Consider the following 16,316-nt stretch of genomic DNA (forward strand, 5'->3'; position numbering starts at 1 on the left):
CTTTTTTTAGTTCCTAGTTTTCGCTTACGAATTTCATTCCTTATCTACTGTTTCAACTTTATCTACCTTCTCTTGCTTTTCTACTTTGTCTGCTTTATCTTGTTTCTCTGCTTCGGCTGCCTGTTTTTTGTTCTCTACTTTGTCTAGCTTTTGTTGCTCCACTACTTTAGCTGCCTTTTCTTGCTTCTCTATTTCTGCTTCGGCTTCGGCTTTTTCTGCCTCGTCTTCCTCATTCTGCTCCATCAATTTTTCATACTCTTCCACTTCTCTATCTACTTCTTCTAACAGATATTGTTTCTCTTCGCCTGTAAGCGTATGATCAGCTTGGAGTTCTTCACGTCTTTTAAGTAATCCAAAAGTGATGAGTTCACCATCTTCCATTGACCTAGCCAAATCAACCGCATTCGCGGCTTCCCCCCGGCCAAGGTAAATCCAATACTTCAAGTAGTCGGAATCTGTTTGCAACGTGATATTCGACAGCACATTTCTTTTTTGTTCTTCATCCAATTTTTCATTTGTTACGAATGAATGAGCCAGTTCATACAGCATCACATAAGGCATCGACTTTATGCTGTACGGGCTTAGTACGGTGACGACCTGACTATAATTCCGCTGCAAAAAGTATTCATGGCTATCAATGTACGCTTCATTTTTCGGCTTTTCGTGTATGAAATAAATAAATGCAAATAGTAGTGCTGGAATAAGTAGCACGCTAAGACCGATAGATAACCATTTAGTCATTTTCCACTTTTTACGCGGTAATTTCACAAAGCTTTGTTCTTTGATATCCAGATTTTCAAGTTGTTGCTCAATATAGTCGAGTAGCGCTCGGCTATCCTGAATGGACATCACTTTCGCACTTGTCTCATTAAGCTCCAGGACCTCGTTATACTTTAAATATTCTTCATATGTGAATGAGCCATCTACTGCCGCAGCTACTGCCGCCCTCGTTTCCAGCCAGACGCGCTCTGCATCATTTCTAAATGGCGGCAAACTCTCCATCACCCCGTAATAGATGAAAACAGGGGCCATGCCTTTGCTATACACTATATTTTCGGGACAAACGATCAGATTTAGACGGGGATACGGATGAGCATCAACCTTTTCTACAAGCTGATGCGCAAACATCCATCTTGACTTAGCATCTTCCGTTTGAATTTCATCAAACTGCTTCAACGAACTTGGAATGTCTGCTTGTATGATTAACTCGTCATCTGTTATGACAATTTCTTTTCTGATTTCAGGATTGACTTCTTTTAAAAAGACAATCTCAGTACTTCTTTTAAATCCGAAACGTTCTTTTTGAAAGATGAATGTTCTTTTGTTCTCTTCTTCATTTATCTCTACACCTATCAAATCTTTTAAATATGTATGTACATGAGTCGGCATCTTTTTTTCTCCTTCAAATGATTTCAATACGGTCACCTGTCCTAATCCCACAATGTGCCAGTGTCAAATGCCCTGGAAATAGCTTGTCTTTATTAACTACCCGTATCCAGTGACCTTCACGCGGATTTATTGAAATAGAATTTGCCTGCCAAGCAATGTCTATCATTTTTTTCATAGTATAGTAATCGGATAATCTAAGATCGATTATATCGCCCTCGTAATTTGAAAGATCTACAGTAATTTCGATATACATAATTTCCACCTCAATGAAGGAAAAGCGCCTTCCTTTTAGGGAATGACGCTCCACTATTTTCAACTTCTGAATCTGAACAATTAGCCGCGAATTTGACCAGCGATTTGCTGATCCGCGTCTTGTAATGCTTGTCCTGCACGGCTTAACTGTACTCCGACTTCACTTAATAATTCACGCATTTCGTTAAAACTTGGCTTAAGGCGCTCATATTGCTCCGCAAACGCTGCACTAGAAGCCCCTTCCCACATGGATTGCAATTCACCAATCATTCCGTCCAAACGGCCGATTTGTGAAGCAACCTCCCCTGATTCGTGATTGTAGCGTGATGCCATTGCATCCAGTTCTGCTGGTGTTACGCGAATAATTCCTGACATTCCAAACATCTCCCTTTTCCTTGAATTTTAGTGCATGTATAAAATAACTGTATGGATAACGACAATTTCTCATCGCAATACAGAAACTTCTGAATTTAGACTCGCGGTTTTTTGCGGCATCACCTCCTTTCCGTTTCGATGAGCAATTATGGTGCAAGAATCATCGATGTAGTCTCTACTGTTTCCCTAATCCGATAAGTGATTGTGATTGGTTGAGTCGCAAGGTCATTGTAAATCGTGTTATATTCCCGGGTCGCGCCCGTCACATAGTATTTTTGGAAGTTGCAGACATTTACTTGTTCAATCGCGCGTTCATCGACTTCAGCTATTATTTTTTCAACAATCGTGCCTTTTGCATGCTGTAATTCCGCATCAACCAACCGATTCAATCGAAGCGCCAATTCTTCCATTTCGCCCAGCAGACCATTCACATATACACCACTGGGCTGCATGTCTTCGTTTGGTAAAAAACAATAATCCATATTGATTTGTCCCAATTTCAACTCCCCCTCCATTAGCGAAGCTCAAACATCACCGTAAGTTGCTGATCTTCAGTAAAAAGTTGAATAATTGCATCCTTCATTTGACTGAATAACAGCTTCCCTTTTTCTATATCGGCTGCGTAGAAACTTTGAATTCCATCCATCACATTTGTAATTTGTGACGGCATGGGCGGAATGTGTTCTTGAACAGAAATACCGATCATCTCGCGATCACCACCGCCAAGCAAATAACTGTATGAATGAGGATTCGTTTCCATATAGCCTATTTGAGTTAGTAAGTCTTTTCGTCTGGACTCGTAAGGTTGTTCAAACTTCTCGATATAAGCACGTTGTATACGCTGGATGACATGGCTCTTTTCTTCGTAGTTATCCAATCCCATCCAATACAACCGGGTCGCAGAAGATACATTCACCTCGATAATGGAAGCTCCCCCTCCTGCGGAATAAATGAGGTCATTCCCTACATAGCGCCGATTCGGTTGGGAAAGCCCGTTGATAAGAGCCTCTAATGCATGCGCATCGAATGATCCTAATACATCTGCTAGAAGGTCCTTCCCTGATTCCCATAAAAGATGAAAGTCAGATACGATACCATCCAATTGTTGAATCGCATACTTAATTCCCTTGAAGCTATCATTGAACCCTTTAATTGTCGTGATATCAAAAGTCGAAATTGCAAGCAGCACATTCGACACCTTCTCCGCACGCTCCTGTATGCTTCTCAAATAATCTGAAATCCGTTGTCCCTCTTCCCCCGACATTGCATCGGCAATCACTATAAGCGTCGGAAGCTGCTTGATCAACGTTAGCAGCCGTTCTTGAATAACAGGAATTTGGTTAACAATTCCCTTGAAAGCCGCATGCCGATTCTTTGCCGCCTTGAATGGATTGGAGATTGTAAATTTCGCAATGTTTTTCAGGCTTAAAGCCCCTTCACTTTCGGGATCTCCAGTCAGCAAGACATTAACATTTTGAAGGAAGTTATTATCGATGCCCGTTGCAAAGTAGAATAACCCATCCATACCCGCCTCTTCATAGTAAGGTGCCGCTGTCGCTACGTACTTTTGCAGTGATTGCAACTGCTTATCCGGAATTCTACTGATTACATCGTGAAGTCCTGTTATGTTAGGGTCCGTATCGACTACTTGTTCATTTCCAAAACGTATAAATCCTCTGGTAAGATGTAAGGGATAGAGCGCATCTTCTTCGGACGTAATATGCTCGATGTGTTTGCCCTTTGATTTGTAGTAGTTTAATGCGAAAGTACGGAGTTGATTTGGGTCGAGTTTGTAAAGTTCAGAAACCTTCTGGATTTGTTGTCCGAACTTTTTTCGAATTCCATTAAAAAAGTCCGCGTCATTTGCAGCAAGTTGATAGACGGTCGGCGCTGCATCATTTAATGCATAGACTCCGTCAAATTCTGCCCCCAATAAATGCAGCATTTGAATGTGGTTACCACCTAGTGAATGCCCAATGCCAATTTTTCTAAGTTCAGGAATTCTCATATCGTTTCCACTCGTATTTCCCGTTTTAATTACTTTATTTATTTCTTCACTTGCCCATTTCTCGAAATCCTTCGCATCTTGTAATTGATCATTTACTTCCCCAGTGAAAATACCTAACCCATTGTATATCCAGTCGAGCGGTTGCCCATCTCCCTCTCCACCACTCTCTGCGTGCTCAGAGCCACGAGGTATCATATAACTTTGATTTATGCCCTTCTCTGAATCGTAGAAATGAATGACCGTCCCATCGAAACCGCTATCTCTTCCCTCTCTTTTGAAATCATTGGATTTATATAAAGTAATCGCGCTTGGTGGTTCTGCACCTGTTTCTTCAATATAAATGCGTCGTATATCCTCAATTGAAATTGAAGTGAATTTCCCATCATCTATAGTTCCATATTCTAATTTTGCAATTCGCGCTTTAAGAATAGCGGAGTCGAGTACGTCTAGTTGTTCGTCATTTAATTTATTCATCTTGTCCTCCCCTCTAGCAAGACTTGGATAGTGAATACACGATCAGCTTTTATCCTCAAATTTTACTGATTTGACTAGTTCCCAAAAATGTTCTTCAATACTTTTTGTATCTGCATTACAATTTGTGGTCCAATCACTGCAATGGTGATTGAATAATATCCCCAATGCTTTATCACTGTTTTTATCTTTGATGAAGCCTATATGTGAATAGACAGGGATTTTTTCTTCTCCTTCTTCTCCAACCTCAGAAGTTCTTTTGCCAAAGTAATAAATATTATTCTCATCTTCACTTTTACTATATTCACCCTCAAATTTAGAGAAGTCAGACAAATGTTCTAAGCCCATCTCTTCAGAATCAGGTCGGTCCTCAAATTGACCGTAAACGCCATAGGATAAATTTTCTTCGTTATCTAGCCACGCATATAAAAATCGTTCCCAGTGCTTTTCTCTTTTCTCATAGAAGACAGAATCCAATGTTGCATCTGTCGGAATCCACATCGTATATGCCTCTGTCCATGGCTTAAAGGCATAATGCCCATCCGCAACTTCGTCAGTTGAAATGAGGAAAGAACGTGTATATTCATCTTGAGCTGCAATTGTATCTGGAAGTACCGTTTTTGTTTCCTCATTATCGCCCGATTTCTCCATGCCTGTGCAGCCCCCTATCAATATCGAAAAAACTATCAAGATTGTCATTTGTAATCGTTTCAACTTGTAGTCTCCTTCCAATTGAACCATTCGTCTCTTAGTCGGTGGCATGTGTTTTTCATGATGGAATTCAATCTTGCTGGAATACGGCTTCGTACAAGAAATCTTATAACTTCGGAGTTCGCCGCTTAGATTATCCAACCAATTTTACTAAGTCTTTATCGCTAGCCGACGAATATGTTACTCGATTGATTTTTACTGACTCTTTTATTTGCTAAAAATTCATTTTAATTAATTCCCATAGGTTTCCATTATATTAATAAATAACACTTGGATAAGCCGCTGTCAAAGAACACCAATTTTCAGCAAATTAGACTCAGCCCTTTAAGCCCACTTAACTATTTAAAATCTATTTTCCGGAGTAATAATTGGTTGATATCAATCTAGTTGAGTAGTTATTATTTAATAGATAATCAAGATTTCTATTCCGAATCTATTACTTTAGATTCATTTTAAGTTTTTGAAAATTAAAATAATATCTCGATATAAAGATGCTTGAAATGAAGGGATGTATTTGATTTAGAAATTGACTGAGGTTTTTTATTCTTGGGGCATTGCGGAATTGAGTATATCTAGATGTTCGTCATTCGATTTATTCATCTTGTCCCCCCTCTAGCAAGACTTGGATAATTAATTTATGATCTACTTTAATCCTCAAATTTTACTGATTTGACCAGTTTCCAAAAGTGTTCTTCAATACTTTTTGTATTTGCGTCACAATTTGTTGTCCAGTCACTGCAATGGTGATCAAATAATATCCCTAATGCTTTATCACTGTTTTTATCTTTGATGAAGCCTATATGTGAATAGACCGGGATTTTTTCTTCCCCTTCTTGTCCAGTCTCATGAACACTTTTACCGTAATAATAGATATTGTTTTCATCGTCACTTTTACTATATTCACCCACATACTGAGCGTAGTCAGACAAATGTTCTAACCCTACCACTTCAGAGTCAGGTCGATCTTCAAACTGCGCAAATAAGCCGTAGGAAAGATTTTCTTCGTTATCTAGCCATGCATATGAAAATCGTTCCCAATGTTTTTCTCGCTTTTCATAAAACCCTTGGGATAGTTTAGCATCCACAGGTATCCACATCGTGTAAGCTTCTGTCCAAGTCTTAAAAGCATAATGCCCTTCTGTCACTTCGTCAGTTGAAACGAGGAAAGTACGTGTAAACTCATCTTGTGCTGCAATTTTATCTGGAAGGTCCGTTGTTGTTTCTTCATTATCGCCCAATTTCTCCATGCCTGTGCAGCCCACTATCAAAATCGTAAAAACTATCAAGATTGTCATTTGTAATCGTTTCAACTCGTAGTCTCCTTCCAATTGAACGCTTCATTTCTTAGTTGGTTTGTATGTGTTTTTCATGATGGGAATAAATCCTCCCGGAACACTATATTCAAAAGACATTCTACGAACTACGGCGTACACTGTTGGAGTTACTTATCTAATTGTTCGTCATTTGATTTATTCATCTTGTCCTCCCCTCTAGTAAGACTTGAATAGTTAATTCATTATCTACTTTAATCCACAAATTTTACTGATTTGACCAGTTTCCAAAAATGATCTTCTATACGTTTTGTATCTGCGTTACAATTCGTTGTCCAATCGCTGCAATTTCTTTCATATATTATTCCAATCGATTTATCACTTTTTTTATGTTTAATAAAACCTATATGAGCGTATACAGGTATACTGTTTTCTCCAACTTCAAAAATATCATTTGTATAGTAAAAAATATTATCGCCTTCTTCGAAACGTTCGTAGTTTCCTTCATATTTCGCGTAGAAAGACAGGTGATCCAAACCTACTTTTTCAGAATCAGGTCGTTCTTCAAAAAGGCCATACAATAGGTAGGAAATGTTTTCTTCCTCTTCTTCCCATGCATATAAGAATCGTTCAAAATGTTTTTCCCTTTTTTCATAAAATGTAGAATCCAATGTTGCATCCGTCGGAATCCACATCGAATATGCTTCTGTCCACGGTTTAAATGCATAATGCCCTGCTGCAACTTCATCTGTTGAAACGAGGAAAGAACGTGTATATTCATCTTGTGCTGCAATTGTATTTGGAAGTTCCGTCATTGTTTCCTCATTATCGCCCGATTTCTCCATACCCGTGCAACCCCCTATCAAAATCGCTAAAACTATTAAAATTGTCATTTGTAATCGTTTCAACTCGTAGTCTCCTTCCAATGGAACCCTTCGTTTCTAAGTTGGTTTGTATGTATTTTTCATGATGGGAATAAATCCCGCCGGAATACCGTTATGTAAAAGACATTCTATGAACTACGGCGTACAATGTTGGATTTATTTATCTAATTCAAATAAATCTTTATCACTAGCCATCGAATATACTACTCGATTGATTTTAACTGACTCTTTAATTTGCTAAAAATTTATCTTAATTAATCCCCAATAGATAATTAAGATTTCGATATGAAGATGCTTGAAATGAAGGGATTTATTTGAATTGAAAATTGACTGAGGGTTTTTGTTCTTGGGGCATAGCGGAGCCGAGTACTTCTAGTTGTTCGTCATTTGATTTATTCATCTTGGCCCCCCCTCTAGCAAGACTTGGGTAATTAATTCATAATCTAGTTTAATCCACAAATTTTACTGATTTGACCAGTTTCAAAAAATGCTCCTTAATTCGTTGTGTATCTGCATCACAATTTGTGGTCCAATCACTGCATCTATGATCAAATAAAATCCCCAACGCTTTATCACTGTTTTTATGTTTAATGAATCCTATGTTTGAATAGACAGGAATTTTTCCTCCCCTTCTTCACCAACCTCGGAGATCATTTCACCATAATAATAGACATTTTTTTCATCGTCGCTTTTACTATATTCACCTTCGAAACCTGAAAATCGCGTCAAGTGGTTCAATCCATACTCCTCAGAGTCTGGGCGATCTTCAAATTGCCCAAATATGCCGTAGGAAAGATTTTTTTGTTGTTCTTCCCATGAATACGAAAATCGTTCCCAGTGTTTTTCTCTTTTCTCATAAAAAGTTTCTGATAGCGTCCCGTCCACAGGTATCCACATGGTATATGCTTCCGTCCATGGCTTAAAGGCATAATGTCCATCCGCAACTTCGTCAGTTGAAACGAGGAAAGAACGTGTATATTCATCTTGTGCTGCAATTGTATCTGGAAGTTCCGTCATTGTTTCTTCATTACCGCCCGATTTCTCCATTCCTGTGCAACCCCCTATCAAAATCGCAAAAACTATCAAGATTGTCATTTGTAATCGTTTCAACTCGTAGTCTCCTTTCAATTGAACCCTTCGTTTCTAAGTTGGTTTGTATGAGGTTTTCATCATGGAATTTAATCTTTCCAGAAATAAATCGAAATTAAGAATCCCTTGTAAGACCCCTACGCAGTATTTACTCAACTTATATAGCCGCCGAATATGAGACTTGAGGGATTTTTTCTACCTCCTCATTCTTTCAAAACTTCATTTGGATTCATACTTTCCAGCGTATTATCCTTTGTTCCGATACCTCTTCTTTTATCAATCAAGTTATCATTCAAAATAATTGTATATGCACCTCTAGGTATACCTTCCATCTCATTAATATCTGAAACGATTTTATCAAAGACCGCCTGATCGGGTTCCGTGTCAGATTCTTTCATAAATAATTCTATGAGAATCAACATTTGATCGGGCTTGAAATCAGCTTTACTCAAATTCTTTTTTATTTCTTCTTTACTAATTTCTGGGTTTTCTAAATACATATCATATATCCCTTGAAATTCGTTACCGAGCTTGCTTGTTCTGTACACTGAACTCGAGAATCCTGAACCTCCGACTTTTTCTATTGCCTCTATTGGTACTCCGACAACAGGGTATTTTTGAAGTATACTTTCCAAGTATTCATCTAGCGTTGCAAATTCTTGTTCATAAATCATTGCATATAATGCGCCTTGAATCGCATTTTCAACTTGCCCTTCTTCGGACCAGACTTCATCAGTTTCCGCGGTTTCACTATCCACATCGATTGGTATAATTGCATACGTATAAAAATGGGGTTCACCTACCGATTCCACAAATACGGTTGCTCCATCGACTGCCCCGATGATGTTATGGACAATTACTTCCGTTTTATAGGTGCTTAAGAAATACTCTTGGACCGCTTCTACGATTTCTTCCCCGTATTCTTCAGCCAGTTGGCCCGTTTCTGGACGGCTGTCGCGCAATTTATATCCTTCACCAGTGTAGTCTTGTACACGTACGAAGTTCTCTATTTCGTACGCATTTCTCTTGTTTTCAGTCGACGGTTTCTTAACCTCAATTTTTTTATTATTGGTTAAATTATCCATATCTGTACATCCTCCTACTAGTAATGAGGAGCTCAATGTTAGTGCCAGTATGTTTTTATAGCCAATATTCAATGAATACACCTCAAATGTCTATAGTAGATTGTTGTCGCTCTTCTATATAAAAAGTGCTATCAATGATTTACATGAATTTTCCATAATACTAATAGATACCACTAGGATAACCAACTGTCAAAGAAAGACAATATACAATGATATAAGCTTAGATCATTTAACCCACAAGAAATATGCCATTCCATTTAAACAAGTAACAATTGTCTGCTATTAGTAAATACCATTCTAGTAAACTGTTACTAATACAGTAAGATACCTTACGGACTGCCCCGTAACCATTACTTTAGATTCATTCTCCCTATTTTTAAGAATCGGAAAATACCTTGATATGAAGGGATTTATGTGGTTAGTAGATAATTGGATTTCTGTTTGTTGGACACTTTACTGATTTGATTGGACACTCCTCCCTTTGCTGGACGCTTTCGCGGATTCATTGGATACTAACCCAAGAATAGTTAGATTCCTACGGTGCCACCTAACCAAGTTCGACATTATCACATCTTCGAATCCTAATAAAAACAGCTTCAATCCAGATATAAAGTCTGAATTGAAGCTGTTTCTATTTTAGAGCCCTCGCGTAAAACAGAGTTTATTTCCAGTCCCCTTTCACCGTGTTATTTCAGAAATCTTCTGTGTGATTTCAAGGAATTTATCTACATCTGTAGACGTATGGCAATGAATTGGAGAGACTCGAACAATGGCATCCAAATTCACTGCATCCAGAATTCTTTTGGAGTAGTGGCTGCTCGACTCCCTTGCGTAGACCAAAATATTTTGTTCTCCATATAATTGGACAGCCTCTTCGCAAGATATATTATCGAAGGTCAATGCCAAAATAAGATCTTGTCTAATTCCATTCGCTTCTTCGAAATGTACTGTAACATTCGAAATATCCTTTATACCTGGCCTTTCATTCGATCCGTTAATCAGCCGGTTTAAGATAGCCTGCTCTTGCAAATGGATTCGATTCATCCCTTCTGAAATTAATGTTCTACGATCGTCAGACGAGTTGAAATAACTGCCTATTTCGCAAATATAATCAATTACTTTAGAAAAACTTGCAAATTGTGCAGGTGTCGGACTACCAATATTCCAGTTATCATCATCTGTCGCAAGTAATCTATGATGCGGAAGCGAAGCAATGCGATTAGAAAGATACGCATATCCTACACCGCGATTGCCGAACATTTTATATGGAGCAATATTTAGAGCATCAATTTTCCATTTATCAACATCAATTGGACCATGGGGGGCTCCCTGTACGGCATCTACCACGATAATAGTATCAGGATTTTTTAGACGTATCGCATCCGCATAGCCTTTAATATCATGCATGGCTCCTGTAATATTGGAGGTTAAAATAACGGATACAAGAACTGTTTCTTCGTCAATCAGCTTCAGAATATTTTCCAAAGGAATGCTGCCTGACTTTGGATCAGCCTTAGCAACCCGCAACTCATGTTTGTATTGCTCTGCTGAAAACTGACATGCGTCATAAGATGAAGGATGTTCAATGTCTGTTGTTACAATGTTACCACTAGACTTATCCATTGCAATGGTCGTAATTATTTCAAACATCAACTTGGATGCAGTGAGGGACGTTGCAATCGAACCATCCTTGGCATTCAGAATAAGTCGGATATCTTCCGTTCCTTTTTCAATTACTTTCCGAATGTCCATTGCTATATCATGCGTACGCTCAGGACAGTCCGGCAACGAGGATAACTGTGTTTGTGCGTCAACAGCAGATTTTAATCTTAACGATCCCCCTGCATTTTCAAAAAATAGCCGATCATTCCCGTAAGCATCCTCATTTACGTATAAGAAACTGTCAGATATCAACTTTTGTAATTGTTGTGGAAAAAAATTAGTATTGCGTTCTAACATAACAGCACGACCTCTCCAGTGATATATTAAAAGACTTCTTGTTCATCCGTCTTTATTTTATTATTTTTCGCATTGAATATTTCTTCATTTAAATCGTCGTTCTTAGTGGCAACGATTGTTGTACCTGTCAAATCACCGGCAATGTTCAATGTTGTATGTCCCATATCAATTACTGGCCAAATTGCGGCTAAAATTGGAATAATCAATAGTGGCATGCCTAATGCTTCCAAAAGGACAATAGACATGACAATTCCCGCACCTCGCACCCCTGCGGCACCTATTGACAAGACCAATCCTAATAAAACAAATTGTACTATTAAACCAAATGTAATTTCTATTCCATATAAATTTGCGGCAAATACAGAAATGATCCCAATTGCAACCGCAAAACCATCCATATTCGCCGTTGCACCAAACGGAATTGTGAATCCAGCAGTTTTTTCAGAAATTCCCAAGTTCCTTTTTGTAACTTGGAGTGAAACCGGAATGGTAGCAGAACTTGTAGATGTCGTAAATGCAAAGAGCATCGATGGATATATGTTTTTATAGAATTGAATCGGATTTAAACCGGTTGTAAATTTTAACATGATCGGATAGACAACTAGCAATACAACCATCAATGCAATATAGTCTGCAACTACAAATTTCACAACAGCAGATAACATTTCTGACCCGAATGTCCCTACCAGATTTGCAAGCAGTGCAAGTATTCCATAAGGCGCTAATTGAATAATATATCCCGTTAATTTCAGCATGAGGTTCGCACCTTCATTAACAAACTTTGTAATAGTCGGAACCTTTTCTTCACCAAGGGTAAGCATGACAAGTCCAATGATCACTGTAAATACAATGATTTGGAGCATCTCCATATTCGCCAATGATTGGAATATATTATTAGGCACCCACGATAGAAAGTGTTCTACGAAATCGAACTCCACCGTTTCAACCTTTTCTCCATGATTTAATAATGATTGTAATCCTTTACCTGGTTTTAGTATAAGCGCAACAATTACCCCAATCGTTGTTGCAATGATACTCGTAATGATCAAATAGACTAAAAAAGAACCGCCGACTTTACCAACTGATTTTGCATCTTTCATACTTAATATCCCAGCCAGAACCGACGTGATAACTAGCGGTATAATTAACATTTGGAGCAAGCGAATAAATAACGTCCCCAAAGGTGCTATGTATTTTGCATTCTCCCCTAAAATAAATCCAAGGATTATTCCAAGTATCCCCCCGATTGCGATTTGCGTGTACAATGGTAATTTAAGCCACCGTTTCATTTCAATTCCCCCTTTTTGAAATATTGTGAAAGCCCTTTCATAGTTTTAAGTGTAACAAGCAAGATATATATAGTAAAATTAAATATATAACTATTAATTATCGATAAATTAGATATATAGGGGGAATTATATGAATCTTAGTCAAGTCGAAACTTTCTTGTCTATTGTCAGACTGGGTAGTCTTTCGAAAGCGGCGAATCATCTTTATGTTTCTCAATCAACAATAAGCCAGCGTTTGAATAACATTGAAAAAGAATACAGTGTCATATTATTGGAACGTGAAAAAGGTGTAAAAAGCGTTTCACTGACAAATGAAGGTGAACGATTTTATCAAATTGCATTGAAGTATGAATCCTTATTATTGGAAGCGAAAAATTTGAAATCGATGAGCACGGAAGCTACCATCACAATTGGGGCTGTCGATAGCGTGCATAATTATATATTGAATACCATATATCCATTGATTTCTCAGCAAAACTCCCATATCCGTATTGCTGTTCACACACATCAATCCAATGAAATTTATTCCCTGATTGATCGCAGAGAAATCGATATAGGCTTTTCTTTACAAGATCGTATTCTGCGTAACGTAAAGGTAAGTCTATTGTTTGAAGAACAAATGGTATTGATTCGAAGTAAGGAAAATGACTTTATCGATCGCATTATTCCCAATAATGAACTTATCCCGGAAAATCAGCTTTATATTAATTGGGGAATCGATTATCATATTTGGCATGAGAAACATTGGGGGCCACCTACTAATACATATATTCAAATCGACACGGCAAAAATGCTACTGGAGTTCCTATCTAAAGGGGATTATTGGGCGGTTGTTCCTGTTTCAATTGCCAGGAATTTTCATAAACAAGGGTGGATTGACGTCTGCTTACTCGAAGATCCACCGCCATTTAGGAATTGCTACCAGGTTGAAAGAGAAGGTCTAAACATCCACGCACAACAGGTCAGTGAATTCATTTTTCAATCAAAAACAAGGATTGAGCAAATAGTAAGACCTTGGGAAAATCAAATTGGTTACTAACTATTGTCCGATTACATAACTGGGACTGTTTAAAATTGGTTTCAATCTACCGAAGGATTATTTTAATTTTGTCGAGACTAAAGGAAACAGGAATCAGATATTGACTAACATGATTTTTCATGGGATGAATACCTAGGTTATGTGGAACACCTGGAGGGATTTTTCTCTTTGGAGTTTTTGGTGTGGATTGATGACGTCGGGTTGGGAATGGTTGGAGGCTTTCCTGAGTTTGTTGGACACTCCTTCGTTGGTTGGGCGCTTTCCGTGAAAGATTGAACACTTTCGGCGATTCGTTGGAGACCCCACCAATTTTATTACTCACATTAACTTGTCTCTATCATCAAAACACAAAAAGCCCTTTGATTGCTAAAAGGGCTTTTCTGTTTGCTATGAATGACTAACTTTTCTTTGGTTACCGAAACACCTGTAGGCTCAATATAGCGCACCTACACTTCGTTTATTCCAGGTATTCATCTGTCCAACCTATACAAATTAGCGTTATTTCCCTAGCGCCTAACCTCTTCAGACGTCACAACATATGCATTCTCACTCTCAACGCCAGTGGCGGATACGGAAGTAATTCCATATGTGTATTGTTTGTTGCGGTTTGCTGTCTTATCTAAAAATACGGTATTTCCTTTTGTATTATAGACAACATCTACTATGCTATGAGGATTTTCATAGAATCCCACTTGGTTTCCTTCAAAACGGTAGATCACATATTTTCTTGGTTGTGTAGTCGTTTGATCCTGGATGACTAACTTCATTCCGGCTATATCCTTGTTAGCTTGTACCCATGTTGGTTCTGCTGGAATTGCTGCGTTGCTCCAAGAAGTTGCTGGAGTTAAAGCAGTATAATTATAAAGTTGTTGCTTCAGGATTGTTGCATAACCAAGCTGATTTTTTTGGATGCTCTTTAAAGAAAAGTGCATTTGACCCGTAGCTATTTGGTTTGCTCTGTTGGCAAATACTTGGTTGGGTAACTCCATTTTGTTCTTCCACGCTTTATCAGCGTCAATGCCAACTTTATAATCAGCTAGACCAATATATAGATTAACAGGATGTTTGTCGGCATATGTTTCTACTTCATTACTCCACCAATCCAATAGAGTTGAATACTTAGCTACTGACAGTGTTTTAGACCAGTAGATTTGTGGCGTAATATAATCTATACTGCCGTCTTTAATCCATTGTCTTGTATCCGCATATAAGTCATCATAATTTGTTACACCAGCTCGCGTACTGCTGCCAGTAGGATCCATTGATTGATTGCGCCACACTCCAAATGGAGAAATCCCAAATTGCACATGCGGTTTAGTCGTTTTAATAGATGAATAGACCTTTTTGACGAGTTGGTTAACATTATCTCGACGCCAATCGGCTATTTTTTTGAAAGATGATCCATATTTCTTAAATGCAGCTTGATCGGGAAATGTTTCATTTTTAATTTTATAAGGATAAAAATAATCATCCATATGAACAGCATCAATATCATATTTAGCTACTAATTCTTTGACTGTAGCTATTAAATAATTTTGTACTTCAGGAAGTCCAGGATTCAAATAATATTGCTTACCATATTTAACTACCCATCCAGGATTTGTACGGGCTACATTACTAGGCGCAAGGCTTGCCAATGTTTGGCCAGGCATTGTAACTCGGTAAGGGTTGACCCATGCATGTAGCTCCATACCACGCTTGTGCGCTTCATTTATCATTATTAATAAAGGATCGTAACCAGGGCTTTTCCCTTGTCTCCCCCCTGTTATATAGGATGACCATGGCGCCAATTTAGAAGGATACAACGCATCATTTGTTGGTTTTACTTGATAAATAACTGCATTGAATTTATTAGCTTTCAAGTGATCCAATGTTTTCTGTACCCAAGCAGTATATTGAGTTGCATTCATGCCTGGTTTCATATCCACATTTTGAACGGTTGCAATCCAAGCCGCACGCATCTCATTCTTAGGGGGCGTCACGCTTGCTCCTTTAACCTGTAATGGCAGGAGTGAAATAAGTAAAACGAGTGTTATAGCCGCTGATAATGTAGCTTTAAATAGATGTTTTTTCATTATAAATAACTTCCTTCCTTACCCTATGTAATGGTTTTTCTAGTATCTCGAGTAGTTGTCCATCTTTTTGACTTCTTTATTTCCATTTCCTCCTGTATCCTTATCCTATTCTAATTGTATCCAATTATAGGTAAATATGAAAGGAGTAATTCCCCCAATTAAAGTATCCACAAGAACTTCCTAATGAAGGCGGTATGAAAGCGCGTTATGTTTAAGCCCACCAAGTGCCAACAAGCATATCGAAAATAAAATACATGCCCCTTGTATCCTTTTCTTATGAATTGATAAAAAAAAAGACCATCCCACTTTCGGAATGGTCTTCTCTACGCTAGATTAGTCTATACACTGCACGTCAAAAATCTTCGCTACTTGTATTCAATCAATTTCGCATGGATTATCAATTGCTCTATTTTTCGATA

The 16,316-nt window shown here is 38.1% G+C and carries 14 protein-coding genes; 1 reads left to right on the forward strand and 13 read right to left on the reverse strand.

The features are described 5' to 3' along the window. Positions 1-33 precede the first annotated feature (33 nt). From essB to AZE41_RS18560, 12 genes are all read right to left on the reverse strand, one after another. Positions 34-1,389: a type VII secretion protein EssB gene (gene essB, locus AZE41_RS18505; RefSeq protein ID WP_156476096.1), complete on the reverse strand. Its 1,356-nt coding sequence runs from the start codon at positions 1,387-1,389 to the stop codon at positions 34-36. Positions 1,390-1,402: 13 nt separating this feature from the next. Continuing rightward, a complete protein-coding gene (gene yukD / locus AZE41_RS18510; protein WP_067212643.1) occupies positions 1,403-1,642 on the reverse strand; it encodes an ESX secretion system protein YukD in 240 nt (79 codons plus the stop codon). Between the two features lie 80 nt (positions 1,643-1,722). After that, positions 1,723-2,016, reverse strand: coding sequence for a WXG100 family type VII secretion target (locus tag AZE41_RS18515; protein WP_067212644.1), 294 nt, complete (start codon positions 2,014-2,016; stop codon positions 1,723-1,725). A 146-nt stretch (positions 2,017-2,162) separates the two neighbouring features. Continuing rightward, entirely contained in the window at positions 2,163-2,513 is a 351-nt protein-coding gene (locus AZE41_RS18520) for a hypothetical protein (RefSeq protein ID WP_067212647.1), read from the reverse strand. Positions 2,514-2,530: 17 nt separating this feature from the next. Beyond that, entirely contained in the window at positions 2,531-4,498 is a 1,968-nt protein-coding gene (locus AZE41_RS18525; protein ID WP_067212648.1) for a DUF6792 domain-containing protein, read from the reverse strand. Between the two features lie 42 nt (positions 4,499-4,540). Next, positions 4,541-5,209: a hypothetical protein gene (locus AZE41_RS18530; RefSeq protein ID WP_156476097.1), complete on the reverse strand. Its 669-nt coding sequence runs from the start codon at positions 5,207-5,209 to the stop codon at positions 4,541-4,543. A 644-nt stretch (positions 5,210-5,853) separates the two neighbouring features. Continuing rightward, on the reverse strand, positions 5,854-6,516 hold the full coding sequence (locus AZE41_RS18535; RefSeq protein ID WP_067212653.1) for a hypothetical protein: 663 nt from the start codon (positions 6,514-6,516) through the stop codon (positions 5,854-5,856). A 215-nt stretch (positions 6,517-6,731) separates the two neighbouring features. Beyond that, positions 6,732-7,385 carry a hypothetical protein gene (locus tag AZE41_RS18540; protein ID WP_156476098.1) on the reverse strand — a complete coding sequence of 218 codons (654 nt, stop codon included), beginning with the start codon at positions 7,383-7,385 and terminating at the stop codon, positions 6,732-6,734. Positions 7,386-7,958: 573 nt separating this feature from the next. Beyond that, complete coding sequence (locus AZE41_RS18545) at positions 7,959-8,471, reverse strand: hypothetical protein (protein ID WP_156476099.1); 513 nt, start codon at positions 8,469-8,471, stop codon at positions 7,959-7,961. Positions 8,472-8,653: 182 nt separating this feature from the next. Continuing rightward, the gene (locus tag AZE41_RS18550; RefSeq protein ID WP_067212660.1) at positions 8,654-9,535 is read right to left on the reverse strand and encodes a DUF1672 family protein; all 882 of its coding nucleotides are present in this window, start codon (positions 9,533-9,535) and stop codon (positions 8,654-8,656) included. 678 nt (positions 9,536-10,213) lie between these two features. Further along, on the reverse strand, positions 10,214-11,494 hold the full coding sequence (locus tag AZE41_RS18555) for an aminotransferase class V-fold PLP-dependent enzyme (protein ID WP_067212662.1): 1,281 nt from the start codon (positions 11,492-11,494) through the stop codon (positions 10,214-10,216). 26 nt (positions 11,495-11,520) lie between these two features. Then, complete coding sequence (locus AZE41_RS18560) at positions 11,521-12,783, reverse strand: dicarboxylate/amino acid:cation symporter (RefSeq protein ID WP_067212664.1); 1,263 nt, start codon at positions 12,781-12,783, stop codon at positions 11,521-11,523. 130 nt (positions 12,784-12,913) lie between these two features. On the opposite strand from AZE41_RS18560, the gene AZE41_RS18565 reads away from it, so the two are divergent. Beyond that, positions 12,914-13,822, forward strand: a complete 909-nt coding sequence (locus AZE41_RS18565; protein ID WP_067212667.1) for a LysR family transcriptional regulator — start codon at positions 12,914-12,916, stop codon at positions 13,820-13,822. Between the two features lie 506 nt (positions 13,823-14,328). Here AZE41_RS18565 and AZE41_RS18570 read toward each other — a convergent pair. After that, complete coding sequence (locus AZE41_RS18570) at positions 14,329-15,897, reverse strand: glycoside hydrolase family 10-like protein (protein ID WP_067212670.1); 1,569 nt, start codon at positions 15,895-15,897, stop codon at positions 14,329-14,331. Positions 15,898-16,316 lie beyond the last annotated feature (419 nt).

Origin of the sequence: Sporosarcina psychrophila (assembly GCF_001590685.1) — a bacterium.
Lineage (GTDB): Bacteria > Bacillota > Bacilli > Bacillales_A > Planococcaceae > Sporosarcina > Sporosarcina psychrophila.

Excerpts from the sequence above, each read along its gene's own strand:
- essB (WP_156476096.1), bottom strand. The coding sequence starts at position 1,389 with ATGCCGACTCATGTACATACATATTTAAAAGATTTGATAGGTGTAGAG.
- yukD (WP_067212643.1), bottom strand. The coding sequence starts at position 1,642 with ATGTATATCGAAATTACTGTAGATCTTTCAAATTACGAGGGCGATATA.
- AZE41_RS18515 (WP_067212644.1), bottom strand. The coding sequence starts at position 2,016 with ATGTCAGGAATTATTCGCGTAACACCAGCAGAACTGGATGCAATGGCA.
- AZE41_RS18525 (WP_067212648.1), bottom strand. The coding sequence starts at position 4,498 with ATGAATAAATTAAATGACGAACAACTAGACGTACTCGACTCCGCTATT.
- AZE41_RS18550 (WP_067212660.1), bottom strand. The coding sequence starts at position 9,535 with ATGGATAATTTAACCAATAATAAAAAAATTGAGGTTAAGAAACCGTCG.
- AZE41_RS18555 (WP_067212662.1), bottom strand. The coding sequence starts at position 11,494 with ATGTTAGAACGCAATACTAATTTTTTTCCACAACAATTACAAAAGTTG.
- AZE41_RS18560 (WP_067212664.1), bottom strand. The coding sequence starts at position 12,783 with ATGAAACGGTGGCTTAAATTACCATTGTACACGCAAATCGCAATCGGG.
- AZE41_RS18565 (WP_067212667.1), top strand. The coding sequence starts at position 12,914 with ATGAATCTTAGTCAAGTCGAAACTTTCTTGTCTATTGTCAGACTGGGT.
- AZE41_RS18570 (WP_067212670.1), bottom strand. The coding sequence starts at position 15,897 with ATGAAAAAACATCTATTTAAAGCTACATTATCAGCGGCTATAACACTC.